The 22,930-nt window shown below is 66.2% G+C and carries 11 protein-coding genes; 2 read left to right on the top strand and 9 right to left on the bottom strand.

All coding sequences use genetic code 11. From position 1 onward, the window contains the following. Nucleotides 1-3 precede the first annotated feature (3 nt). The 5 genes from kdsA to mutS all read right to left on the bottom strand — a co-directional run bounded on the left by kdsA (nt 4) and on the right by mutS (nt 6,881). Entirely contained in the window at nt 4-861 is an 858-nt protein-coding gene (kdsA, locus tag AC1DYS_RS29615) for a 3-deoxy-8-phosphooctulonate synthase (RefSeq protein ID WP_477905246.1), read from the bottom strand. Beyond that, on the bottom strand, nt 858-2,522 hold the full coding sequence (gene pyrG, locus AC1DYS_RS29610; protein WP_477905244.1) for a CTP synthase: 1,665 nt from the start codon (nt 2,520-2,522) through the stop codon (nt 858-860). The genes kdsA and pyrG overlap by 4 nt, the downstream gene beginning before the upstream one ends. Nucleotides 2,523-2,620: 98 nt before the next feature. Then, nucleotides 2,621-3,457: an alpha/beta fold hydrolase gene (locus AC1DYS_RS29605; RefSeq protein ID WP_477905242.1), complete on the bottom strand. Its 837-nt coding sequence runs from the start codon at nt 3,455-3,457 to the stop codon at nt 2,621-2,623. Further along, nucleotides 3,457-4,281: a proteasome-type protease gene (locus AC1DYS_RS29600; RefSeq protein ID WP_477905240.1), complete on the bottom strand. Its 825-nt coding sequence runs from the start codon at nt 4,279-4,281 to the stop codon at nt 3,457-3,459. Before AC1DYS_RS29600 ends, AC1DYS_RS29605 begins: the two co-directional genes overlap by 1 nt. Next, entirely contained in the window at nt 4,278-6,881 is a 2,604-nt protein-coding gene (mutS, locus tag AC1DYS_RS29595; protein WP_477905238.1) for a DNA mismatch repair protein MutS, read from the bottom strand. The genes AC1DYS_RS29600 and mutS overlap by 4 nt, the downstream gene beginning before the upstream one ends. Before the next feature lie 255 nt (nt 6,882-7,136). Here mutS and AC1DYS_RS29590 point away from each other — a divergent pair, with 255 nt between their 5' ends. Then, a complete protein-coding gene (locus AC1DYS_RS29590) occupies nt 7,137-8,873 on the top strand; it encodes a ShlB/FhaC/HecB family hemolysin secretion/activation protein (RefSeq protein ID WP_477905236.1) in 1,737 nt (578 codons plus the stop codon). Nucleotides 8,874-8,921: 48 nt separating this feature from the next. Beyond that, entirely contained in the window at nt 8,922-18,314 is a 9,393-nt protein-coding gene (locus AC1DYS_RS29585) for a YDG domain-containing protein (RefSeq protein ID WP_477905234.1), read from the top strand. Between the two features lie 57 nt (nt 18,315-18,371). Here AC1DYS_RS29585 and AC1DYS_RS29580 read toward each other — a convergent pair whose 3' ends face one another. The 4 genes from AC1DYS_RS29580 to AC1DYS_RS29565 all read right to left on the bottom strand — a co-directional run bounded on the left by AC1DYS_RS29580 (nt 18,372) and on the right by AC1DYS_RS29565 (nt 22,919). Next, nucleotides 18,372-19,112: an arginyltransferase gene (locus AC1DYS_RS29580; protein ID WP_477905232.1), complete on the bottom strand. Its 741-nt coding sequence runs from the start codon at nt 19,110-19,112 to the stop codon at nt 18,372-18,374. Continuing rightward, the gene (aat, locus tag AC1DYS_RS29575; RefSeq protein ID WP_477905230.1) at nt 19,109-19,888 is read right to left on the bottom strand and encodes a leucyl/phenylalanyl-tRNA--protein transferase; all 780 of its coding nucleotides are present in this window, start codon (nt 19,886-19,888) and stop codon (nt 19,109-19,111) included. The genes AC1DYS_RS29580 and aat overlap by 4 nt, the downstream gene beginning before the upstream one ends. A 49-nt stretch (nt 19,889-19,937) precedes the next feature. After that, the gene (locus tag AC1DYS_RS29570) at nt 19,938-20,933 is read right to left on the bottom strand and encodes an XdhC family protein (RefSeq protein ID WP_477905228.1); all 996 of its coding nucleotides are present in this window, start codon (nt 20,931-20,933) and stop codon (nt 19,938-19,940) included. A 114-nt stretch (nt 20,934-21,047) separates the two neighbouring features. After that, nucleotides 21,048-22,919, bottom strand: coding sequence for an ATP-binding protein (locus AC1DYS_RS29565; RefSeq protein ID WP_477905226.1), 1,872 nt, complete (start codon nt 22,917-22,919; stop codon nt 21,048-21,050). Between the last annotated feature and the right edge of the window lie 11 nt (nt 22,920-22,930).

The following is a 22,930-nucleotide window of genomic DNA, read 5'->3' as shown; positions in this document are numbered from 1 at the left end:
AGCTCAGCAAGAGAAGTCGTTCTCGAGCAAAGGCTGCTGCTTGATCACGCGATCAAGCGCCAGCAACTGCTCGAGCAGCGCACGCATGTGCTTCAGCGGCACGGCATTGGGGCCGTCGCTCATCGCATTCTTGGGGTCGGGGTGCGTTTCCATGAACACGCCAGCCACGCCGACGGCAATGGCGGCGCGCGCCAGCACAGGCACGAACTCGCGTTGGCCGCCGGAACTCGTGCCCTGGCCGCCCGGCAGCTGCACCGAGTGCGTGGCGTCGAACACCACGGGTGCGCCGGTCTCGCGCATGATGGCCAGCGAGCGCATGTCGCTCACCAGGTTGTTGTAGCCGAAGCTCGCGCCCCGTTCGCAGGCCATGAAGTTGTCTTCGCTCAGGCCCTTGGCCTTGGCGGCCGCACGGGCCTTGTCGATGACGTTCTTCATGTCATGCGGTGCGAGGAACTGGCCCTTCTTGATGTTCACGGGCTTGCCCGATTGCGCCACGGCATGGATGAAGTCGGTCTGCCGGCACAGGAAGGCGGGCGTTTGCAACACGTCGACCACCGAAGCGACTGTGCCGATCTCTTCGATGCTGTGAACGTCTGTGAGGATCGGCACTTTCAAGTCGCGCTTCACCTTGGCCAGGATCTCCAGGCCCTTCTCCATGCCCGGTCCGCGGAACGTGGTGCCCGACGAGCGGTTGGCCTTGTCGTAGCTGCTCTTGAAGATGAAGGGAATGCCGAGCGCTGAAGTCATTTCTTTCAGCGCGCCCGCTACGTCGATCTGCAATTGCTCAGATTCGACGACGCAGGGGCCGGCGATCAGGAAGAAAGGCTTGTCGATGCCGATGTCGAATCCACACAACTTCATGCTGCCACCTTTTCAGTGCGCGACGCCTGGTGCGCCAGGGCCGCTTCAATGTACGACTTGAACAGCGGGTGGCCGCCCCACGGTGTCGACTTGAATTCGGGGTGGAACTGCACGCCCATGAACCACGGGTGCACGTTGCGCGGCAGTTCGACGATCTCGGTGAGCCGCTCGCGCTGCGTCAGCGCCGAGATCACGAGGCCGGATTCGGTCAGCTTGTCGAGGTAGTTCACGTTGGCTTCGTAGCGGTGGCGGTGGCGCTCGGTGACGACGTCGCCATAGATCTCGTGGGCCAGCGTGCCGGGTTTCACGTCGGAGCTCTGCGCGCCGAGGCGCATGGTGCCGCCGAGGTCGGAATGCGCATCGCGCTTCTGGATGGAGCCGTCGGCGTCTTGCCACTCTTCGATCAACGCGATCACCGGGTGCGGCGTGTCGGCCTCGAACTCGGTGCTGTTGGCATCCGGCAGATTGGCCTTGTGGCGCGCGAACTCGATGGTCGCGACCTGCATGCCCAGACAGATGCCGAGGTAGGGCAGCTTTTGCTCGCGCGCAAACTGCGCCGTGAGGATCTTGCCTTCGACGCCGCGCTTGCCAAAGCCACCCGGCACCAAGATGGCGTCGAAGCGCGCCAGCTGGTTCACGTTGGTGGCGTTCAAGGTCTCGGAGTCGATGTACTCGATGTTGACCTTGGCGTGGTTGGCGATGCCGGCGTGGCGCAGCGCCTCGTTGAGCGACTTGTACGAGTCCGACAGGTCGGTGTACTTGCCGCACATGCCGATCGTCACCTCGCGCTGCGGGTGCTCGACCTCGCGCACCAGGTCGTCCCAGCGCTTCAGGTTGGCGGGCGGCGTGTTGATGCGCAGCTTGTCGCAGATCAGGCCGTCGAGCCCCTGCTCGTGCAGCATGCGCGGCACCTTGTAGATGGTGTCGGCGTCCCACACCGAGATCACGCCCCATTCGGGCACGTTGGTGAAGAGCGAAATTTTCTCGCGCTCTTCATCGGGAATGGCGCGGTCAGCGCGGCACAGCAGGGCGTCGGGCTGGATGCCGATCTCGCGCATCTTCTGCACCGTGTGCTGCGTGGGCTTGGTCTTCAGCTCGCCGGCGGCCGCGATGTAGGGCACGTAGGTCAGGTGCACGAAGGCGCAGCTGTTGGGGCCCATGCGCAGGCTCATCTGCCGCACGGCTTCGAGGAAGGGCAGGGACTCGATGTCGCCCACCGTGCCGCCGATTTCCACGATGGCCACATCGACCGCATGGTCGGTGCCGAAGCCTGCGCCGCGCTTGACGAAATCCTGGATCTCGTTGGTGACGTGCGGGATCACCTGCACCGTCTTGCCGAGATAGTCGCCGCGGCGTTCCTTCTCGAGCACGCTCTTGTAAATCTGACCGGTGGTGAAGTTGTTGGTCTTCTTCATCTTGGTCGTGATGAAGCGCTCGTAATGGCCCAGGTCGAGGTCAGTCTCGGCGCCGTCGTCGGTGACGAACACCTCGCCGTGCTGAAACGGAGACATGGTTCCCGGATCGACGTTGAGGTACGGATCCAGCTTGATGAGGGTGACCTTGAGGCCGCGCGATTCGAGAATCGCTGCGAGCGATGCAGCCGCGATGCCCTTGCCCAGCGAGGACACCACACCGCCGGTGACAAAGACGAACTTGGTCATTGCTGTGGCACTTGTTGATTACAAATGCTCTGGTGGTAAAGCGCGATTATAGGCGTGTGGATGTCGGCTCAGACGATGCCGGCAGAGCGCTCGTGGGTTCAGGCGGTGGCCGGCACCCGAGCCAGTTCTTCCAGCCATTTCAGCGCTTCGGCCGCCGTTTCTCTGGGCTTCTCGAAGGGGAACAGGTGCGTGCCGTCGATCCACGACACGCGGCCCTCGGTCAAGCGCTCGGTGGCGGTCATGCCCACCTGCCGCACCTCGGTCGATTGCTTGCCGCCGATGAAGGCCAACGGGCACTGCAGCGGGTGCTTGCGCAGGAACCCGGGGATGTCGTGGGCGATGGTGTTGTAGATGGCCGTCTCCACATCGCGGTGAAAGCTCAGCGTGTAGCCGCGCTCCAGCGGCGGTTGCGACGGCTCGATGCCGCTCTGGACGTAGTCGTTCAGCACCTGCGGGTCCCAGCGGGCGAACGAGGCCTTTTCTGCAAAGTGCTTGTGCGCGGCGGCGCGTGTCGGCCAGTGCTGGCGGCGGCGCACCGACACGCTGGCCGGCGAGAAGCGGGCTCCCCAGCCGGTGAACTTGGCGAATCGGATGGTGGGCGTGAGCAGCCCACCGATGATGGGCGAGTCGAGCATCAGCACGGCGCGTGCGAGGCCAGGGCGCTTCGCGGCGGCCAGCAGGCTGAGAAAGCCGCCCATCGAATGCCCGACGAGGAAAGCCGGCTCCTCGACATGCGTTTCAGTGAAATGGATCAACTGGTCACGCAGCCGCGGCCAGTGGTTCGTCACCGGGTACTTCGGGTCGTGGCCGTACTTTTCGATCGCATGAACGGTGTAGCCGGCTTCGCGCCAGGCCTCAAGCAACTGGCGGTAGGTGCCCGCCGGGAAGCTGTTGCCGTGCGAGAAGACGATGCTTCCCAGCGATCGCTTCGGCATCAGATGATCTTCTCGCCGGGGTGGGTGATCTTGCGCATGGGCTCGTAGCGCTCAGACCGGGTCATCAGCGGGTGCGCAGCCGCCTGGCCGACCCACTGCGGGTCTTCGATCGACTCGAACACTTGCCGCAGTTTTTTGCCCCAGGCGCCGCGGATCATCGCGAAATACGGGTTGTGCTCGTCGATGCAGACGATCTGCTCGGTCTGCATCGAATCGGCTTGGTACACCAGCAGGTCCAGCGGCAAGCCGACCGACAGGTTGGACTTGAGCGTCGAATCCATCGACACCAGAGCGCACTTGGCGGCTTCGTCCAGCGGGGTGTGCGGCGTGATCATGCGGTCGAGCACCGGCTTGCCGTACTTCGATTCGCCCACCTGGAAGTAGCAAGTTTCGCGCGTCGCCTCGATGAAGTTGCCGGCCGAATAAATTAGGAAGAGGCGCATACCCTCGCCGGCGATCTGCCCGCCGAAGATCATCGAGGCGTTGAAGTCCACGCCGGCCTGCTTGAGCGAAGGGCCGTCTTGCTCGTAGACGCGGCGCACCGCCGCGCCGAGCACCCGCACGGCGTCGAACATGCTGGTCGCATTCCAGATCGTGATTGGTGCGTCGTCGCCGTTCTCGACTTTCTCCACCTGTAGGATCTCGCGCACCGATTGCGAGATCGACAGGTTGCCCGCCGACAGCAGCACCATGAAGCGGTCGCCCGGCTTCTCGTAGACCATCATCTTGCGATAGGTGCTGATCTGGTCCAGGCCTGCGTTGGTGCGCGAGTCGGAGAGAAACACCAGGCCGGCATCGAGCTTGATGCCCACGCAGTAGGTCATGTCTTGCTTTCTTGAAGAGTCTTCAGGCGATAAAGCGCGTCCAGCGCTTCCTTGGGCGACAGCATATCGGGATTGATCGCAGCCAGCGCCTTGTCCACGGCGGAAGCCTCGGCTTCGGCCTGGGGCGTTGGCGCTGCGAACAGATCGATCTGTGCGTCGGCCGACTTCTGCTGCGCCTCCAGCGCTTCGAGCGCGTTGCGCGCCTGCCGTACCAGCGTGGCAGGCATGCCGGCCAGGCGCGCCACCTGCACGCCATAGCTGCGGCTCGCCGGCCCGGCCTGGATGTCGTGCAGGAAGACGATATCGTCCCCGCTTTCGGCAGCCGACACGTGCACGTTCAGCGCGCGATCATGTTTGACCGGAAACTCCGTCAGCTCGAAATAGTGCGTCGCGAACAGCGTGAAGGCGCGGTTGCGCTCGTGCAGGTGGCTCGCGATGGCACCGGCCAGGGCCAGGCCGTCGAATGTCGACGTGCCGCGGCCGATCTCGTCCATCAGCACCAGCGACTGTTCGCTCGCGCTGTGGATGATGGCGGCGGCCTCCGTCATCTCGACCATGAAGGTCGACTGCGCATTGGCCAGGTCGTCGGCCGCGCCGATGCGGGTGTGGATGGCGTCGATGGGCCCGAGGCGGCACGCCGTCGCGGGCACGAAGGAGCCCACCGCGGCGAGCAGCACGATCAGCGCCACCTGGCGCATGAAGGTGCTCTTGCCGCCCATGTTCGGCCCGGTGATCACGAGCATCTTGCGCGTCGCATCGAGCCGGCAATCGTTCGCCATGAAATTGCCGGCGCCAGTTTCGGCGAGCCGTGCTTCCACCACCGGGTGGCGGCCTGCTTCGATGTCGATGCAGGGTTCGCGCACGAACTGCGGCCGGCACCAGTCGAGCGTGCCGGCGCGTTCGGCGAGTGCTGCCAGCACGTCCAGGCCGGCGAGTGCGCGGGCGAGGCCGCTCAAACCATCGAGGTGGGTCTGCAGCTTGTCGACCACGTCCTCGTACAGCATCTTCTCGCGCGCCAGTGAGCGGTCTTGCGCAGACAGCGCCTTGTCTTCAAAGGCCTTCAGCTCCGGCGTGATGAAGCGCTCGGCGTTCTTCAAGGTCTGGCGGCGCTGGTAGTCCATCGGCACCTTGGCCGCCTGGCCTTGCGTCACCTCGATGTAGAAGCCGTGCACCTTGTTGTACTGCACGCGCAGGTTGGCGATGCCGGTGCGCGTGCGTTCGCGGGTCTCCAGGTCGAGCAGGAAGGCATCGCAGTTCTCGCTGATGCCGCGCAGTTCGTCGAGCTGCGCGTCGTAGCCGGTGGCGATCACGCCGCCGTCGCGCAGCAGCACCGCGGGCTCTTCAGCAATGGCAGTGCGCAGCAGCGCCTCGATCTCGGGCGAAGGGTTCAGCGCATCGGCCAGCATGTCGAGCAGCACGGCAGCGCCGGGCGGCACCAGCGAGCGCAGCGCGGGCAGCCCTTGCAGCGTGGCGCGCAGGCCGGTCAGCTCGCGCGGCCGCACTTGGCGCAGCGCAATGCGCGCCGTGATGCGCTCGACGTCGCTCACGTGGCGCATCGCCTCGCGCAGCGGCTCTGGCGAGCGGTCGATCAGCACCTGGATGGCATCGTGCCGCTGCATGGCCACCGTGCGCTCGCGCAGCGGGTGCGTGAGCCAGTGCCGCAGCGCGCGGCTGCCCATGCCGGTGCGGCAGGTGTCCAGCAGCGAGAGCAGGGTCGGCGCGTCGTCGCCGCGCAGTGTTTGAGTGAGTTCGAGGTTGCGGTGCGTGGAGGGTGGCAGGTCGAGCAGATCGCTCGCGCGCTCGACCGTCAGCGTGCGCACGTGCGCCAGCGCCTGGCCTTGCGTGTGCTCGGCGTAGCTCAGCAGAGCGGCGGCGGCGGCTTGCGCACAGGCCATGTCATGCGCATTGAAGCCCGCAAGGCTCTGCACACGCAGCTGCTCGCACAGCTTGCGCTGACCGAGCGCGGTGTCGAATTGCCATGCGGGCCGATGCGTGACCGCGATGCGCGATTGCGTGAGCAACGCCGGCACCTGCTCCCGATCGACCAAGGCTTCAGCAGCGTTCAGGCGCGCCAGCCAGCCAGCGAGTTCGCGCTCGCCGCATTCGGTCATGCCCAGCTGGCCGTTCGACAAGCCCAGCCACGCCAGCCCATAGCTCACAACGCCGCGCTTGCTCTGCTGCGAGACCGACAGCAGCAGCGCGTCGCGCTTGTCGGCCAGCAACTCGGTGTCGGTCACCGTGCCCGGCGTCACCACGCGCACCACCTTGCGTTCCACAGGCCCCTTGGCCGTGGCCACATCGCCCACCTGCTCGGCAATCGCCACCGGCTCGCCGAGCTTGATGAGCTTGGCGAGGTAGCCCTCGACCGAATGCACCGGCACGCCCGCCATCACCACCGGCTCGCCGCCGCTCTGGCCGCGTTGCGTCAGCGTGATGTCGAGCAGCTTGTTGGCGCGCCGGGCGTCGTCGAAGAACAGCTCGTAGAAATCCCCCATGCGGTAGAACACCAGCGTGTCGGGGTGCTCGGCCTTGATGCGCAGGTACTGCTGCATCATGGGCGTGTGGCGCGCCAGGTCGGGGGCGGCAGTCGCGGAGGTCATGCGGTGAGGGGCGGGGAGGCAAAACGCGCATTGTCCCGCAGTGCCCCGCCATGCCGGGAGGCAGCTGAATCCGGTTAACCCTGCCATTCACATGGCCCTGCACCACGACACCCCGAGAAGCGAGCCGTTTCCCCGTCAAGTCGAGGCTTTAGCCTTTAGTCATGCCCATAGGCTGCCGATAACTGTCCAAGTGAGCCTCAAACCTCGCCTGGAGCCACGCGCCTGAACACCAGCTGGGCCCTGCACGGGGTGAACATGACTGAACTGAATCGCCGAGGGAAGGCGCACCCGGGCTGGCCCACCATGGCATGGATGTTGTGCGTGGTGTGCCTGCTGCCGTTTGCCGCACGTGCACAGACCGCACCCGACGCCGGCAGCCTCTTGCGAGACAGCCAGCGAGAACCTGCGCCGCTGCCCCCCAAGGCCGTGACCATCGTTGCGCCTGCAGGGTCTGCCTCTGCGAGCGGCTCTACGGGCGGCATCACCTTCACCGTGACGAGCTTTCGCATCCAGGGCGCCAAGCTGTTACCCGAGGCGGCACTGCAAGACGCCCTGGCCCCCTGGCTGAACCGCGCCATCCGCTTTCCCGATCTGGAGCTGGCGCTGCAAGCCGTGGCTGATGCCTACCGGAACGAGGGCTGGCTGGCCAGGCCCATGCTGCCAGCGCAAGACGTGGTCGGTGGCACGGTCACCATCGTGGTCATCGAATCCCGGCTCGGTGAGGTGCGCATCGACGACGGCGGCCTGCCGCTGCGCTTCAGCCGCCAACGCCTTGCCGAGGCGCTCACGGCACGCCAGCGTCAAGGGGAGGCCTTGCGGCCTGCTGACCTGGAACGTGCCGTCAGCTTGCTCAACGACACACCGGGCCTGCGCGTGGCGGCGGTGCTGGCTGCAGGGCGGCTTCCAGGCGAGACGGACCTGGTGCTCAAGCCGCGCGATCAGCCGCGTTGGTCCGGCACGGTGCAGCTCGACAACGAAAGCGCACGGGCCACCGGTTCCAACCGGCTCAGCGGTTCGGCCTCGCTCGACAGCCCGAGTGGCATCGGCGACCAGCTGCTGTTCGGGGCGCATACCACCGGCGCGGGCAACGCCTACCTGTCATTGGCCTACAGCCTGCCCCTGGGCAGCGACGGCTGGCGAGCCGGCGCCAACGCGTCGGCACTGCGCTACCGGCTGGGCGAGGAGTTCGCTTCGCTCGGTGCCCGGGGCAGCGCGCAGACCCTCGGTGCCAACGCGCGTTACCCCTTGCTGCGTGGCAGCCTGCGCAGCGTGAACCTCAACCTCGCGGCAGACCACCGCAGCTTTCTCAACGAGGCGAATGGCGCCGAGGTCTCCCACAAGCGCCTGACGAGCTTCAACGCCGGCCTCAGTGGCGACCTCAGCGACGATTGGTACGGCAGTGGCCTCAGCTTGTGGGGTGTCAACGTGGGCAGCGGGCGGGTCAATCTGTCGGCCAATGCCGCGAGCCTCGCCGCCGATCAGGCCGGGCCGCGCACGGCAGGCGTCTATACCCGCCTCAGCTGGAACCTGGCGCGCTCGCAAAGCCTGAGTCAGCGCAGCTCGCTGTGGCTGAGCGCCAGCGGCCAAGTTGCGCGCAGCAACCTCGATTCGGCCGAGAAGTTCGGCCTCGGCGGTGCCAACGGCGTGCGCGCCTACCCCAGCCTCGAAGGCAGTGGCGACAGCGGCTGGCTGGCCACTGCCGAATGGCGCTACGGCATGCGAGACGATCTGCAATGGGTGGCGTTTTACGACCACGGTGAAGTGCGCGTCAGTCACGACGGCAGCTATGCCGGTGCGCCGGCCATCAACCAGCTGGTACTCAAGGGCGCAGGGGTCGGGCTGAACTGGTCGGGCTTCGGCCGCTACACCGTTCGCGCCCGGGTTGCCCAGCGCATCGGCAGCAACCCGCTGGCCAGCCCGACCACAGGCAATGACAGCGATGGCAGCTTGCGGCGCACCCGCGTTTGGCTGGCGCTGGTCGCAAGTTTCTAGCACGCCGCGCTCTTTTCGCCCACCGCACTTCAACATCAAGCCGCCCCCATGAACCACATTCATCGCGTTGTCTGGAGCGAGCACAGCGGCACCTACGTGGCAGTGGGCGAAACCGCACCGAGGCGCGGCAAATCGGGTGGCGGCACTGCAACCCTGCTTGCCGGCGTGCTGATGGGCTTGAGCGGTGGCGCGGCGTTCGCGCAAGGTGCGCCCCCGCCCAACACCCTGCCCACCGCGGGCCAGGTGGCAAGCGGCCAGGCGAGCTTGAGCACCACGGGCAACCGGCTCGACATCACACAGACCAGCCAGCAAGCCATCATCAACTGGCAGAGTTTCAACATTGGCGCTGGTGCGCAAGTCAACTTCGTGCAGCCCGGCGCCACGTCGGTGGCCCTGAACCGCGTGCTGGGCAGCGACCCATCCAGCATCTTCGGGCGGCTCAGTGCCAATGGCCAAGTGTTCATCCTCAACCCCAACGGGGTGCTGTTCGGCAACACCGCGCGGGTCGACGTGGGGGGCCTGGTGGCCAGCACCTTGACGCTGGGTGATGCCGACTTCATGGCCGGCCGTTATCACTTCACCGCCGGTCGCGGCAGCGTCGTGAACCAGGGCGAACTGAGTGCTCGGCATGGCGGCTACATCGCCTTGCTGGCACCCGAGGTGCGCAACGAGGGCGTGGTCAGCGCCACGCTGGGCACGGTGGCACTTGCGTCCGGGCAAGCGATCACGCTGCAGACCTCGGGGCTTCTCAGCGTTGCCGTGGATCAAGGCGCGCTCGAGTCGCTGATCGAAAACAAGCATCTGGTGAAGGCTGAAGACGGCCGCGTGCTCATCAGCGCGCGCAGCAGCGATGCGCTGCAACGCGCCGTGATCCGCAACGACGGCAGCATCGAAGCCAAAGGCGTGCGCAATGTGGGCGGCTTGATCCGGCTCGAAGGCGATGTCATTTCGCAGACGGGCACGATCGACGCCTCCAGCGCCGTGGCCGACGGCGGCCGCATCGAGCTGCGTGCGTTGGCGAGCGATGACGGTGGCACGCTGACGGCTGTCGGTCGCATCGACGCGAGCGGCCAGCGCGGCGGCAGCGTGCTGCTCACCGGCAATGCCGTGAATCTGCTCGACGCACAAGTGACCGCCAGCGGCACGCGGGCAGGTGGCGAGGTGCTGATCGGTGGCGACACGCAGGGCCGCAATGCCAGCGTACCCAACGCGAAGAACACCACCGTGGATGCCGGCAGCTTGGTAAGTGCCGATGCCACTCAAAGCGGGCAGGGCGGCAAGGTTGTCGTATGGGCCGACCAGCGCACGGTGGTGGCGGGCAGCCTCACCGCGCGCGGGGGTGCCTCGGGTGGCGACGGCGGTTTCATCGAGACATCCGGCAAGCGCTCACTCGACATCGGCGGGGCGCGTGTGGATGCTTCTGCGCCCAAGGGTGCGAACGGCCGGTGGCTGCTCGATCCGTCAGACGTGACCATCGTGCATGGCTCTTCCGGTTCACTTGCGGGCGGTGCGTTCGACCCCGGCGCGCCGTCCAACATCGGCGACACCGAGATCAATGCTGCACTCGATGGCGGTACCGATGTGACGATCCAGACGACCACGGGCAGCGGCGGCTCCGGCGCCATCGTGGTGAATGGCAACAGCGATGCGGGCGGCGCCGTGGCCATCAGCAACAACAGCGGCGGCACGCGCGGCCTGAGCCTCATTGCCGATGGTGCGATCGACATCCGTTCCGGCGCCAACATCGCGGGCTCCAGCGGCAATGTGCTCAACGTCAGCTTGAGCGCGGCCAGTGGCAACACCCTCTCGGGCACCATCGACAACCGCGGTGGCACCACCTCGCTCACCGGCGTCACCACGCTCAATGGCACCGTCAAGAACGGCACGCTGCTGAGTCTGGATGCGACCCCGGCCCTCACCAGCAACAACGGCCGGCTCGACAACATGACGCTGGGCGGCACGACCCTCAACGTGAGCGGCGAACTGCACCTCTACAACGACCTCACGCTGGCCAACGGAGTGACCGTCAACGCCGGGGCCAACAACTGGTACTTCAACGGGCAAGACACCGGTCAGGCCGCCGGCACCGTGCACCACCTGACCACCCCTGGCACCGCCACGCTCAACCTGGCCGGCACCAACCTCAACACCTTCTCCGTCAACGGCCAGACCCTGCAGATCGACTCGGGCGTGACCGTGCAAGGCTTCGGTAGCCTGAACCAATACTGGGGCGGCAACAGCCTCATCAACGCCGGCACCCTGCTCGCCAACACACCGGGCCAGACGCTGTACGTCTACACCAGCAACTTCGCTAACACCGGCACGATCGGCACGACCGCCGGCGCGCTGGACATCCAGACCCAGAGCTTCAGCAACAGCGGTACCGCCAACGCCAGTGGCGGCACGCTGGCACTCAACGCCACCAACTGGAGCAACAGCGGGACGATCAACGTCGACAGCGGCAGCTTGAACCTGGGCGGCACCTTCACGGTCGCGGACCTCACCGGCGCGAGATACGCGCGCACCGGCGGCAACGTGAATCTCACCGGCCTGCTGAACAACACCGGCACCTCGGTGGACATCGGCGGCAGCGGACTCTTCGGCACCGGCGGATTGACCGCGCTGTACGGCCGCATCCTCAACGGCACCGTGCTCAGCAGCGACAGCACCATCCTCACCAGCAACAGCGGCCGGCTCGACAACGTGACGCTGGGCGGCACGACCCTCAACGTGAGCGGTGAACTGCACATCTACAACGACCTCACATTGGCCAACGGGGTGACCGTCAACGCAAGCGCCAACAACTGGTACTTCAACGGCCAAGACACCGGGCAGGCCGCTGGCACTGTGCACCACCTGACGACCCCTGGCACCGCCACGCTCAACCTGGCCGGCACCAACCTCAACACCTTCTCCGTCAACGGCCAGACCCTGCAGATCGACTCGGGCGTGACCGTGCAAGGCTTCGGCAGCCTGAACCAATACTGGGGCGGCAACAGCCTCATCAACGCCGGCACCCTGCTCGCCAATACACCCGGGCAGAGCCTGTACGTCTACACCAGCAACTTCAGCAACGTGGGCACGATCGGCACGAGCGCCGGCGCGCTGGACATCCAGACCCAGAGCTTCACCAACAGCGGCACCGCCAACGCCAGTGGCGGCACGCTGGCACTCAACGCCAGCAACTGGAGCAACAGCGGGACGATCAACGCGAACAGCGGCACGCTCAACCTCGGTGGTACCTTCACCGTCGCTGATCTCACCGGTGCGAGATACGCACGCAACGGCGGCAACGTCAACCTCACCGGCTTGCTGGACAACACCGGCACCTCGGTGGACATCGGCGGCAGCGGCCTCTTCGGCACCGGCGGGCTCACCGCGCTGTACGGCCGCGTCCTCAACGGCACCGTGCTCAGTGGCGACGGCACCGTGCTCACCAGCAACAGCGGCCGGCTCGACAACGTGACCCTGGGTGGCACGACCCTCAACGTGAGCGGCGAACTGCACCTCTACAACGACCTCACGCTGGCCAGCGGAGTGACCGTCAACGCCGGGGCCAACAACTGGTACTTCAACGGGCAAGACACCGGGCAGGCGGCTGGCACCGTGCACCACCTGACGACCCCTGGCACCGCCACGCTCAACCTAGGCGGAACCAACTTCAACACCTTCTCCGTCAACGGCCAGACGCTGCAGATCGACTCGGGTGTGACTGTGCAAGGCTTCGGTAGCCTGAACCAATACTGGGGCGGCAACAGCCTCATCAACGCTGGCACCCTGCTCGCCAATACACCCGGGCAGAGCCTGTACGTCTACACCAGCAACTTCAGCAACGTGGGCACGATCGGCACGAGCGCCGGCGCGCTGGACATCCAGACCCAGAGCTTCACCAACAGCGGCACCGCCAACGCCAGTGGCGGCACGCTGGCACTCAACGCCACCAACTGGAGCAACAGCGGGACGATCAACGTCGACAGCGGCAGCTTGAACCTGGGCGGCACCTTCACGGTCGCGGACCTCACCGGCGCGAGATACGCGCGCACCGGTGGCAACGTGAACATCACCGGCCTGCTGGACAACACCGGCACCTCGGTGGACATCGGCGGCAGCGGCCTCTTCGGCACCGGAGGGCTCACCGCGCTGTACGGCCGCATCCTTAACGGGACCGTGCTCAGCAGCGACAGCACCACCCTCACCAGCAACAGCGGCCGGCTCGACAACGTGACGCTGGGCGGCACGACCCTCAACGTGAGCGGCGAACTGCACATCTACAACGACCTCACATTGGCCAACGGCACAACCGTCCACGCAAGCGCCAACAACTGGTACTTCAACGGGCAAGACACCGGTCAGGCGGCGGGGACGGTGCACCGGCTCACGACACCGGGCACTGCGACGCTCAACCTGGCCGGCACCAACCTCAACACCTTCTCCGTCAACGGCCAGACCTTGCAGATCGAGTCAGGCATGACGATCCAGGGCTACGGCAGCCTGAACCAGACTTGGGGTGGCAACACCGTCATCAACACCGGCAGCTTGCTTGCGAACACGAACGGTCAAGGCCTGTACGTCTACACCAGCAACTTCAGCAACGTGGGCACGATCGGCACGAGCGCCGGCGCGCTGGACATCCAGACCCAGAGCTTCAGCAACAGCGGCACCGCCAACGCCAGCGGCGGCACGTTGGCGCTCAACGCCACCAGTTGGAGTAACACCGGCACGATCAACGCGAACAGCGGCACGCTCAACCTCGGCGGTACCTTCACCGTCGCGGATCTGACCGGCGCCCGATACGCACGCAGCGGCGGCAACGTCAACCTCACCGGCTTGCTGGACAACACCGGCACCTCGGTGGACGTCGGCGGCAGCGGGCTCTTCGGCACCGGTGGGCTCACCACGCTGTACGGCCGCGTCCTCAACGGCACCGTGCTCAGTGGCGACAGCACCGTGCTCACGAGCAACAGCGGCAGGCTCGACAACGTGACGCTTGGCGGCACCAGCCTGAACGTGAGCGGCGAGCTGCACCTGTACAACGACCTCACGCTCGCCAACGGAGTGACCGTCAACGCCGGTCCCAACAACTGGTACTTCAACGGACAGGACACCGGGCAAGCCGCCGGCACCGTGCACCACCTGACGACCCCCGGCACCGCTACGCTCAACCTGGGCGGCACCAACCTCAACACCTTCTCCGTCAACGGCCAGACCCTGCAGATTGGGTCGGGCATGACGATCCAAGGCTATGGCAGCTTGAATGAGACCTGGGGTGGGAACACCGTCATCAACGCGGGCCGTTTGATTGCCAACACGAGCGGCCAAGCCCTCTACATCCACGCCAGCAACTTTGGCAACAGCGGGACGGTTCAGGCTGATGCCGGCGCGACCTTTTACCGCGGCAGTGGGTTCGTCAACACGGGCAACCTGGCGGGCAGCGGAACGATTGCCGTGGGCACGGGCGCTTCCAGGTTGGTCAACCAGGGCAGCATCAACCCGGGCGGCACCGGCGTGACGGGAACGCTCACGATCAGTGGCGACCTGCAGATGGCCACCGGCGCCAGCCTCAACGCAGAGTTGGGCGGCACAAGTGCGGGCCAGTTTGACCGGCTGGTCGTGACCGGGGCGCTGTCGGGAGACACCGGCACCGCCGGCTCTTCGTTCGGCAACCTCGCGCTGACCAAGATCAACGGGTATGGCTATGTGAACTTGAGTGGCGACACGTTCTCGCTCCTGAGTGCTGCCTCCGGTGTGAACAGCGGAAGCTTCGATGCCTTCAACTTGGGGCGCAGTTATGCCACGCCGTCTTATGGCGCCACCGAGTTCTCGCTGCTGGCTGCACCGAGGGTGTTGTCGGTGGTTGCCGACACGTTGACCAAGACCTATGGTGCTGCCGACCCGACCTTCACTTACGCGGTGACGGGGTTCGACCCGGCCACAGCCGACAACGCATCCACCGCATTGAGCGGCGTGCTGGGGCGGGCTGCGGGCAAGGACGTGGGCAGCTATGCCTACGTGCTGGGCTCGCTGACATCCACGCTCGGCTACGCCATCAGCTTCGGCACGGGCACCTCGTTCAGCATCACGCCGGCCCCGCTCACGCTCACTGCCAACAATGCCAGCAAGGTCTATGACGGTGGCCTGAGTGTCACGACCACGGCGGCCATCAGCAGCGGCACTTTGTTCAGCGGCGACACGCTCACGGGGGGCAGCTTCGCCTTCACCAACAAGAACGCGGGCAGTGGCAACAAGACGGTCACCGTCTCAGGCGTCACGGTCGGCGATGGCGTGCACAACGGCAACTACACCGTCAGCTACGTCGACAACACCACCAGCACCATCACGCCGTACATCGTGAGCGCGACGGGCAGCCGCAGCTATGACGCCACCACGGGTGTGGCAGGCAGCGGGTTGACTCTGGGCAGCCTGGTCGGTGGCGACACCCTCACGGTGAGCGGCAGCGGCGTCGCCATCGACAAGAACGTGGGCAACGCCAAGACAGTAGCGACGGGCACGCTGGTGCTCGGCGATGGCACGGGCCTGGCCAGCAACTACAGCCTGTCAGGCAGCGGCATCAGCTTCAACATCACCCCCCGGGCGACCACGGTCAGCGGCATCACGGCGTCGACCAAGGTGTATGACGCGACCACCACGGCAAACCTCATCGGCGCGGCGACGGCCAACCCGCTCCTGAGCGACGACGTGTCGGTTGGCGGCACGGTCGTTGCCAGTTTTGCAGACAAGAACGTGGGCACGGCCAAGGCCGTGACAGTCACCGGGTACACGCTCGCTGGCACCGATGCAGCGAACTATGTCTTGACGCAACCGACAGGCCTCACAGCCAACATCACGCAGGCCAATCTGGCCGTGACCGGGTTGGCGGTGTCGGGCAAGGTATATGACGCGACCACCACCGCCAGCCTCACCGGCACGGCGGGGGTCAGCGCGCTGTTGAGCGATGTTGTTTCGGTCACTGGCACTGGAAGCGCAAGCTTTGTCGACAAGAACGCAGGCACCAGCAAGGCGGTGACCGTCACCGGCTTCACCCTCTCAGGCGCGGATGCTGGCAACTACGCCCTCGTGCAGCCGACGGGCGTAACGGCCAACATCACGCAAGCCAGCCTGGCTGTCTCGGGTGTCACCGCGTCGAGCAAGGTGTATGACGCCACCACCACAACGAGTCTCATCGGAACCGCGGCGGTTAACGCGCTCTCGAGTGACAACGTTGTCGTGGCCGGCACCGGTACGGGCAGCTTTGCCAACAAGAACGTGGGCACGAACAAGGCCGTGACTGTCACCGGGTACACGCTCGCGGGTGCAGATGCGGCGAACTACGCCGTCGCACAGCCCGCGGGCTTGATGGCCAACGTCACGCAAGCGAACCTGGCGGTCTCGGGCGTGACCGCGTCGAGCAAGGTATACGACGCAACGACCACAGCGAGCCTGGTTGGCACCGCATCGGTGAATGTGCTGTCGGGCGACAGCGTTTTCTTGAGCACTGGCACCGGCAGCTTCGCCGACAAGAACGTCGGCACGGGCAAGGCAGTCACGGTGACGGGCTTCACGCTCACAGGCACAGATGCAGCGAACTACGTGCTGAGTCAGCCCGCGGGTCTGACGGCCGACGTCACGCAGGCGAGTCTGGCTGTGTCCGGCGTCACCGCATCGAACAAGGTGTACGACGCGACGACCACCGCGAGCCTCGGGGGCACCGCCTTGGTGAGCGCGCTGTCGGGCGACAGCGTTTCCGTCACGGGCGCGGGTGCTGGCAGCGTCACCGACAAGAACGTCGGTTCGAACAAGGCCGTCACGGTGACGGGGTACTCGCTGGTCGGCACCGATGCAGGCAACTACACCGTGGTGCAACCTGTCGGTGTCACCGCCAGCATCACCACGGCCAGTCTGGCGATCACGGGCGTGGCGGCATCAAGCAAGGTGTATGACGCGAGCACGACCGCCAGCTTCACCGGCACGGCAGCGGTGGGCGCGCTCCTGGGCGATGACGTCACCGTGGCGGGCACGGGGACAGGCAGCTTCGTGAACAAGAACGTGGGTTCGGGCAAGGCAGTGGCGGTCACCGGCTTCATGCTCGCCGGGGCGGATGCCATGAACTACGTTGCCACACAGCCCACCGGCTTGACGGCCAACATCACGCAGGCGAATCTGGTGGTCACGGGTGTCACCGCGTCAAGCAAGGTGTACGACGCAACGACCACCGCGAGCCTGGGGGGCACCGCCTCGGTGGGTGCGCTGTCGGGCGACGACGTGTCTCTCAGCGGCACGGGCACGGGCAGCTTCGCTACCAAGAACGCCGGCACGAACAAGGCTGTGACAGTCACCGGCTACACGCTCACCGGCGCCGACGCAGGCAATTACCTCGTGCTGCAGCCGGGCAGCGTAACGGCCAACATCAGCCCGGCGAATCTGGCCATCACTGGGGTTGTTGCCTCCAACAAGGTCTACGACGCGACCACGGTGGCCAGTGTCACCGGCACGGCGACCGTCAATGCGCTGGCGGGCGATGAAGTCACCGTGGCAGGCCCCGGCTCCGGCAACTTTGCGGACAAAAACGTCGGTACCGGCAAGGCCGTCCTCGTGAGCGGCTACACGCTCAGTGGCGCGGATGCGTCCAACTACACCGTGATGCAACCGTCGGGGCTGGCGGCCAACGTCACCACGGCGACGCTCGCCGTCAGCGGCGTCATGGTCCTGAACAAGGTTTACGACGCGACCACCGTGGCGAGCCTCAGTGGCACGGCCGTCGTGAGTGCGCTGGGCAATGATTCAGTAACCGTGGCCGGCGTGGGTCGAGCGGACTTCGCCAACGCGGACGTGGAAGCGGCGAAACCCGTCAGCGTGAGCGGCTTCGCGTTGAGCGGTGTCGACGCGGGCAACTACGCCCTGCTGCAGCCGACTGGCTTGCGGGCGAGCATCATGGCCGCAGCGCCTGTTGAGCCACCGCCGGTACCCATCATCCAGGCCCCAACGCCACAGCCTGCGCCAAGCATCGCAGCGCCGCTGGTGGCCCCTGCGACGGTGGTGCAGGCCAGCGTCGCGCTGGTTGACCCGCCGAGCGCGCCTGCAAAAGCCGCACCGGCGCCTGCCGAGAGTGGCGGCCCAGCAGCGCCAAGCGCAGCCGACAACCCGGCGACCGGGATGGTCGTGACGGTTCCCGTCGCAGAAGGCACGGCCTTTACGCTTGCCGTTCCGCCTGAGGCGCTGGCGCGCCCGGATGCCCCCGGCGCACTCACCCTGGGTGCCCGGGCAGAAGGCGGCGGCGAGCTGCCCGCGTGGCTCAAGTTCGATCCGGTCAGCCGCACCTTTTCCGGTACGGTGCCTGCCGATGTGCAAACGCTCAAGGTCTTGATTGCGACTGCAGATGGCACGGGCAAGGAAGTGCAGGTTGCCGTCACCCTGCGTTTTGTGGGAGCTGACAAGGCGCTCTGACCGCTGCTGTGTGCTGCCCCTGCGCGCCGCAGGTGTGAGTACCGGTGGCAACCMGCCTCAACCCTCTTCGCCCGGCACCCATTTCTCGTTCACCAGCAACTCGTGCGGCTTGAACTGCGCCTTGTAGGCCATCTTGTTGCTCTCGCCGATCCAGTAACCGAGGTACACGTGCTTGAGCTTGAGCAATCGGGTCTGCTCGATCTGCCACATCACGTTGTAGGTGCCGTAGCTGGTGTGTTCTTCGGGTTCGTAGAAGGTGTAAACGGCGGAGAGCCCGTCGTTCAGGATGTCGAGGATCGACACCATCTTCAGCGTGCCCAGCCCGTCTGCCGACGGCTCCCGAAATTCCACCAGCCGGGAGTTGACGCGGCTTTGCAGCAAGAACTGGGTGTACTGGTCGACGCTGTCGTTGTCCATGCCGCCGCCACTGTGGCGGCCGGCCTGGTAGCGCAGGTAGAGCTGGTAGTGCTCGGGCACGAAGCACAGGCGCAGCACGCGCGCCTGCAGGTTGTTGTGCTGCTTCCAGGCGCGGCGTTGGCTGCGGGTGGACTCGAAGCTCTTGACCGGGATGCGGAGTGGCACGCAGGCACGGCAGCCGTCGCAGAACGGCCGGTAGGTGAACATGCCGCTGCGCCGGAAGCCGTTGGCGACGAGGCCCGAGTAGGCGTCGGCGTGGATCAGATGGCTCGGCGTGGCCACCTGCGAACGCGCCATCCGACCCGCGATGTAGCTGCACGGGTAAGGCGCGGTGGCATAGAACTGGATCGATGAGAGCGGCAGCTCTTTCGGGTGGGTCACGGGCCAGGTTCCTGGTGGGGCGCGCGCCTGGGTTCAGACCCCTCGGTTTCCAGCTGCGCCCACATGGCGGGATGATAGGTCCAATCGCCGATGGATGACTCTCTGACGCGTGGGGTGATGGCCTGCTCGAACTCGCTTCGCGGAATCTCCCTTGCCCCTAGCGAGGCCAGGTGCACGGTACGTTGCTGGCAGTCGATCAGGTCGATGCCGTGGGTGCGGCAAAAGCACACCAGCGCGGCCATCGCGATCTTCGAGGCGTCGGTGCGGTGCGAAAACATCGACTCGCCGAAGAACATGCGGCCGAGGTTGATGCCGTAGAGCCCGCCGACCAGGCTGCCGTCCATCCAGGTCTCGAAGCTGTGCACCGTGCCGAGCGCGTGCCACTGGCAGTAGGCGTCGATCATCTCCGGCACGATCCAGGTGCCCGCCTGGCCGTCGCGCGGCGTGCTGGCGCAGGCGGTGATCACGCGGCGAAACGCACTGTCGATGCGGATCTCGCAGCGCTTGTCCCACGCGAAGTGGCGTACCGTTTTGCGCAGCGAGCGCGACAGCTTGAATTCGTCGACGAACAGCACCATGCGCGGATCGGGCGACCACCACAGGATCGGCTGGCCTTCGCTGTACCAGGGAAACACGCCCTTGCCATAGGCCTCCTGCAGGCGCTGCGGCGTGAGCTCGCCGCCGGCGGCCAGCAGGCCCGGCGCGTCGGAGCCGGGCGGCAGGGCCAGCTGCGTGTCAGGCAGCGGGTCGAGCGGGTGGCGCAGCCACTGGATCATCTGTATTCGCCTGTGCCGGAGTCATGTCCGCTCAGCCTGAGCGGTTTCCTCATTCGGTACGCGACTCGCACGCGTCGACGGCCATCACCGGCTTCTTCTGCGTGAGCGTCACGCCGTGGCGTACCGCCACGATCTCGGCCAGGATCGACACCGCAATCTCGGCCGGCGTGCGCCCGCCGAGGTCGAGGCCGATGGGGCCGTGCAGGCGGCCGATCTCGTCAGCCGACAGGTCGAACATCGCCAGCCGCTCCTTGCGCTTGGCGGTGTTGCTGCGCGAGCCCAGCGCGCCCACGTAGAACGCCGGCGACTTGAGCGCTTCGAGCAGGGCCATGTCGTCGAGCTTGGGGTCGTGGGTCACGGCCACCACGGCGCTGTGCGGGTCGAGCTGCAGCTCCAGCACCAGGTCGTCGGGCATGCTGCGGCTGAACTGGGTGCCGGGCACGTCCCAGGTGAGGTTGTATTCGTCGCGCGGGTCGCAGCAGATCACCTCGAAGTCGAGCGCGAGCGCCATCTGCGCCAGCACGCGCGACAGTTGGCCGGCGCCGATCACCAGCATGCGCCAGCGCGGCCCGAACATCGCACGCATCACCTGGCCGTCGAAGCTGAATTCGTCGCCGCGGGTGGCGGCACTCACCGTCACCTGGCCGGTGCTCAGGTCGAGCTGCCGAGCCACCAGCTCGTGCCGCTGGGTTCGCGCCAACACCTCGTCGATCCAGGCGGTGTCGCGCAACGGCTCTTGCACCAGCCGCAGGTTGCCGCCGCAGGGCAGGCCGAAACGGGCGGCTTCTTCCTTGGTGACGCCATAGGTCACGAGCGAGGGTTGGTCGACGCTCTCACCGGCGCGCACGCGGTCGATCAGGTCGTCTTCGACGCAGCCGCCGGACACCGAGCCGACCACCAGGCCATCGCCCCGCATCGCCAGCAGCGCACCGGGTGGGCGCGGTGCCGAACCCCAGGTTTCGATGACGGTGACCAGGCGCACGGCGTGCCCTTCGGCATGCCACTGGCGTGCCTGGGTCAGAACTTGGAGGTCGAGGCTGTCCATCGAAAAAAGATCCTTTGCGGCGCGGGTTGCAGCCATGGTATCGCGCAGGCTCCGATGGTGTGGGTCACGCTTTTCTCAACCCGTGCTCGCCGAAGGTTGATTGCCGGCATGCGGCTACCAGCGCGTGATCGGGCTGGTGCGGCGCCCCGTCCAGCGGGCAATGGTGGACGACAGCTGCATGCTGCTCACCGGCTTGGTCAGCACGGCGTCCATGCCCGACTCGATGCAACGCTGGAGATCGCTCGCCACCGAGTCCGCCGTCAGCGCCACGATGACCGTGTGCTGCCCGCGCCGCAGCTCTTCTTCCCGGATGAGGCGGGTGGCTTCGTGGCCGTCCATCACCGGCATGTGGCAGTCCATGAAGATGATGTCGTAGCGCCTGCCCAGGGCGGCGTTGTAGGCGGCGTGGCCATCGCCCACGTGGTCGACGTCGCAACCCAGCAGCTGAAGCATTTCGCCGATCACGGTCTGGTTCACGAAGTCGTCTTCCGCCAGCAGCACCGACACCGAAACCGATGTATCCCGCTCGTCGACCCGCGGCTTCTCGACCGGTGCGTCCACATGGGCTGCCTTCTGCAGCTCCAGCTCGATCCAGATGTGCGAGCCCACATCGACCTTGCTCTCCACATGCACCTGGCCACCCATCAGGTCGGCAAGCTGCTTCACGATGGTCAGCCCCAGGCCGCTGCCGCCGTGGCGCCGGGTGGTCGACTTGTCGGCCTGGGTGAACGCATCGAAGATCGAAGCGAGCTTGTGGGCGGGGATGCCGATGCCGGTGTCGAGCACCGAAAAGCGCAGCCCCATGGAGTGAGGCGTCTCGGCGAGCACGGTCACCTGCAGGTCGACCGTGCCCTGGTCGGTGAACTTCACCGCGTTGTGCAGCAGGTTCACGAGCATCTGGCGCAGCCGCAAGGGGTCGGCCAGCATCGTGGGTGGCACCTTTGCGGCCACCTCGCTGGTCAGTCTGACCGGTTTGTCGCGCACCGTCATCGCGACGAGGTCGAGCGCGTCGGTGACGAGCGCTCGCAAGTCCACGCTGGTGGTGTTCAGCGCCAGCTTGCCGGCCTCGATGCGCGACAGGTCGAGCACGTCGTCGATCAACCCGAGCAGCGCGGTGGCCGAGCGGTGCGCGATCTGCACGTAGCGCTGCTGAGTGGCAGTCAGTGCAGTCGCCATCAACAACTCCGCGGCACCGAGGATGCCGTTCATCGGCGTGCGGATCTCGTGGCTGGTGACGGCCAGGAACTGCGACTTGGCGAGGCTGGCCTGCTCGGCCTGCTGGCGTGCGTGTTCCAGTTCGGCCGCCTGCGCCTCGAGCGCGGCTGCCTTCTGGTTCAGGCTGCCCACGAGTGCGCGCGCGGTGCGCACCGCCTGCCGCGTGCGGTTGCGCAGCCGCTCGGTCACCAACCCGGTGATGGCGAGGTAGATGCCTAGCAGGTACATCGTCATGGCGATGCCCAGACGATCGGGCCACAACGCCAGCGCAGGCTGGTGGTAGGCCACCCAGGCCGAATACGCCAGGTAGGCCGCTGTCACCACGTGGCCGAAGTACAGCGCGCGCCGAAAGCCGTCTCCCACCTGGTCGACCACGCGCACGAGCAGAAAGTAGGCAAAGAACAGCTGGCTCTGTTCCAGCTGATGCAGGTTGACGAGCCAGACCAGCACGTCCACATGAAAGAGCAGCAGGCTCAAGTTGACCGGCCCGCTTCGGCCGTGGCCAAACCGCAGCACGGCATAGGCTGCGGCGGCATACGCCAGGTTCAATGCAACAAGCCAGACGATGCCGGGCTGCGGGAACGAGTGGCCGTTGCTGCGCCAGCCTTGCAGCAGCGCGATGGCGCAGAGGATCACGAAGCCGACGGCCCGCATCGCGGGGATCTGCACGGTGTTCAACCGTCGCACGCTGGCGGCTCGGCGCTGTGCCAGCGCGGCCTCATCGAGCGTGAAGCTGGCGTCCAACTCGAGCGGCGTGGTGCTTCGATTCACACAGACCCCTC

Source organism: Rhizobacter sp. P2_G4, from assembly GCF_056403575.1.
Note: the sequence above shows the minus strand (reverse complement) of the source record. Positions and strands in the feature narration are given on the sequence as shown.

What these genes read in the sequence shown, in the direction of transcription:
- kdsA (WP_477905246.1), bottom strand. Translation starts at nt 861, where the DNA reads ATGAAGTTGTGTGGATTCGACATCGGCATCGACAAGCCTTTCTTCCTG.
- pyrG (WP_477905244.1), bottom strand. Translation starts at nt 2,522, where the DNA reads ATGACCAAGTTCGTCTTTGTCACCGGCGGTGTGGTGTCCTCGCTGGGC.
- AC1DYS_RS29605 (WP_477905242.1), bottom strand. Translation starts at nt 3,457, where the DNA reads ATGCCGAAGCGATCGCTGGGAAGCATCGTCTTCTCGCACGGCAACAGC.
- AC1DYS_RS29600 (WP_477905240.1), bottom strand. Translation starts at nt 4,281, where the DNA reads ATGACCTACTGCGTGGGCATCAAGCTCGATGCCGGCCTGGTGTTTCTC.
- mutS (WP_477905238.1), bottom strand. Translation starts at nt 6,881, where the DNA reads ATGACCTCCGCGACTGCCGCCCCCGACCTGGCGCGCCACACGCCCATG.
- AC1DYS_RS29590 (WP_477905236.1), top strand. Translation starts at nt 7,137, where the DNA reads ATGACTGAACTGAATCGCCGAGGGAAGGCGCACCCGGGCTGGCCCACC.
- AC1DYS_RS29585 (WP_477905234.1), top strand. Translation starts at nt 8,922, where the DNA reads ATGAACCACATTCATCGCGTTGTCTGGAGCGAGCACAGCGGCACCTAC.
- aat (WP_477905230.1), bottom strand. Translation starts at nt 19,888, where the DNA reads ATGATCCAGTGGCTGCGCCACCCGCTCGACCCGCTGCCTGACACGCAG.
- AC1DYS_RS29570 (WP_477905228.1), bottom strand. Translation starts at nt 20,933, where the DNA reads ATGGACAGCCTCGACCTCCAAGTTCTGACCCAGGCACGCCAGTGGCAT.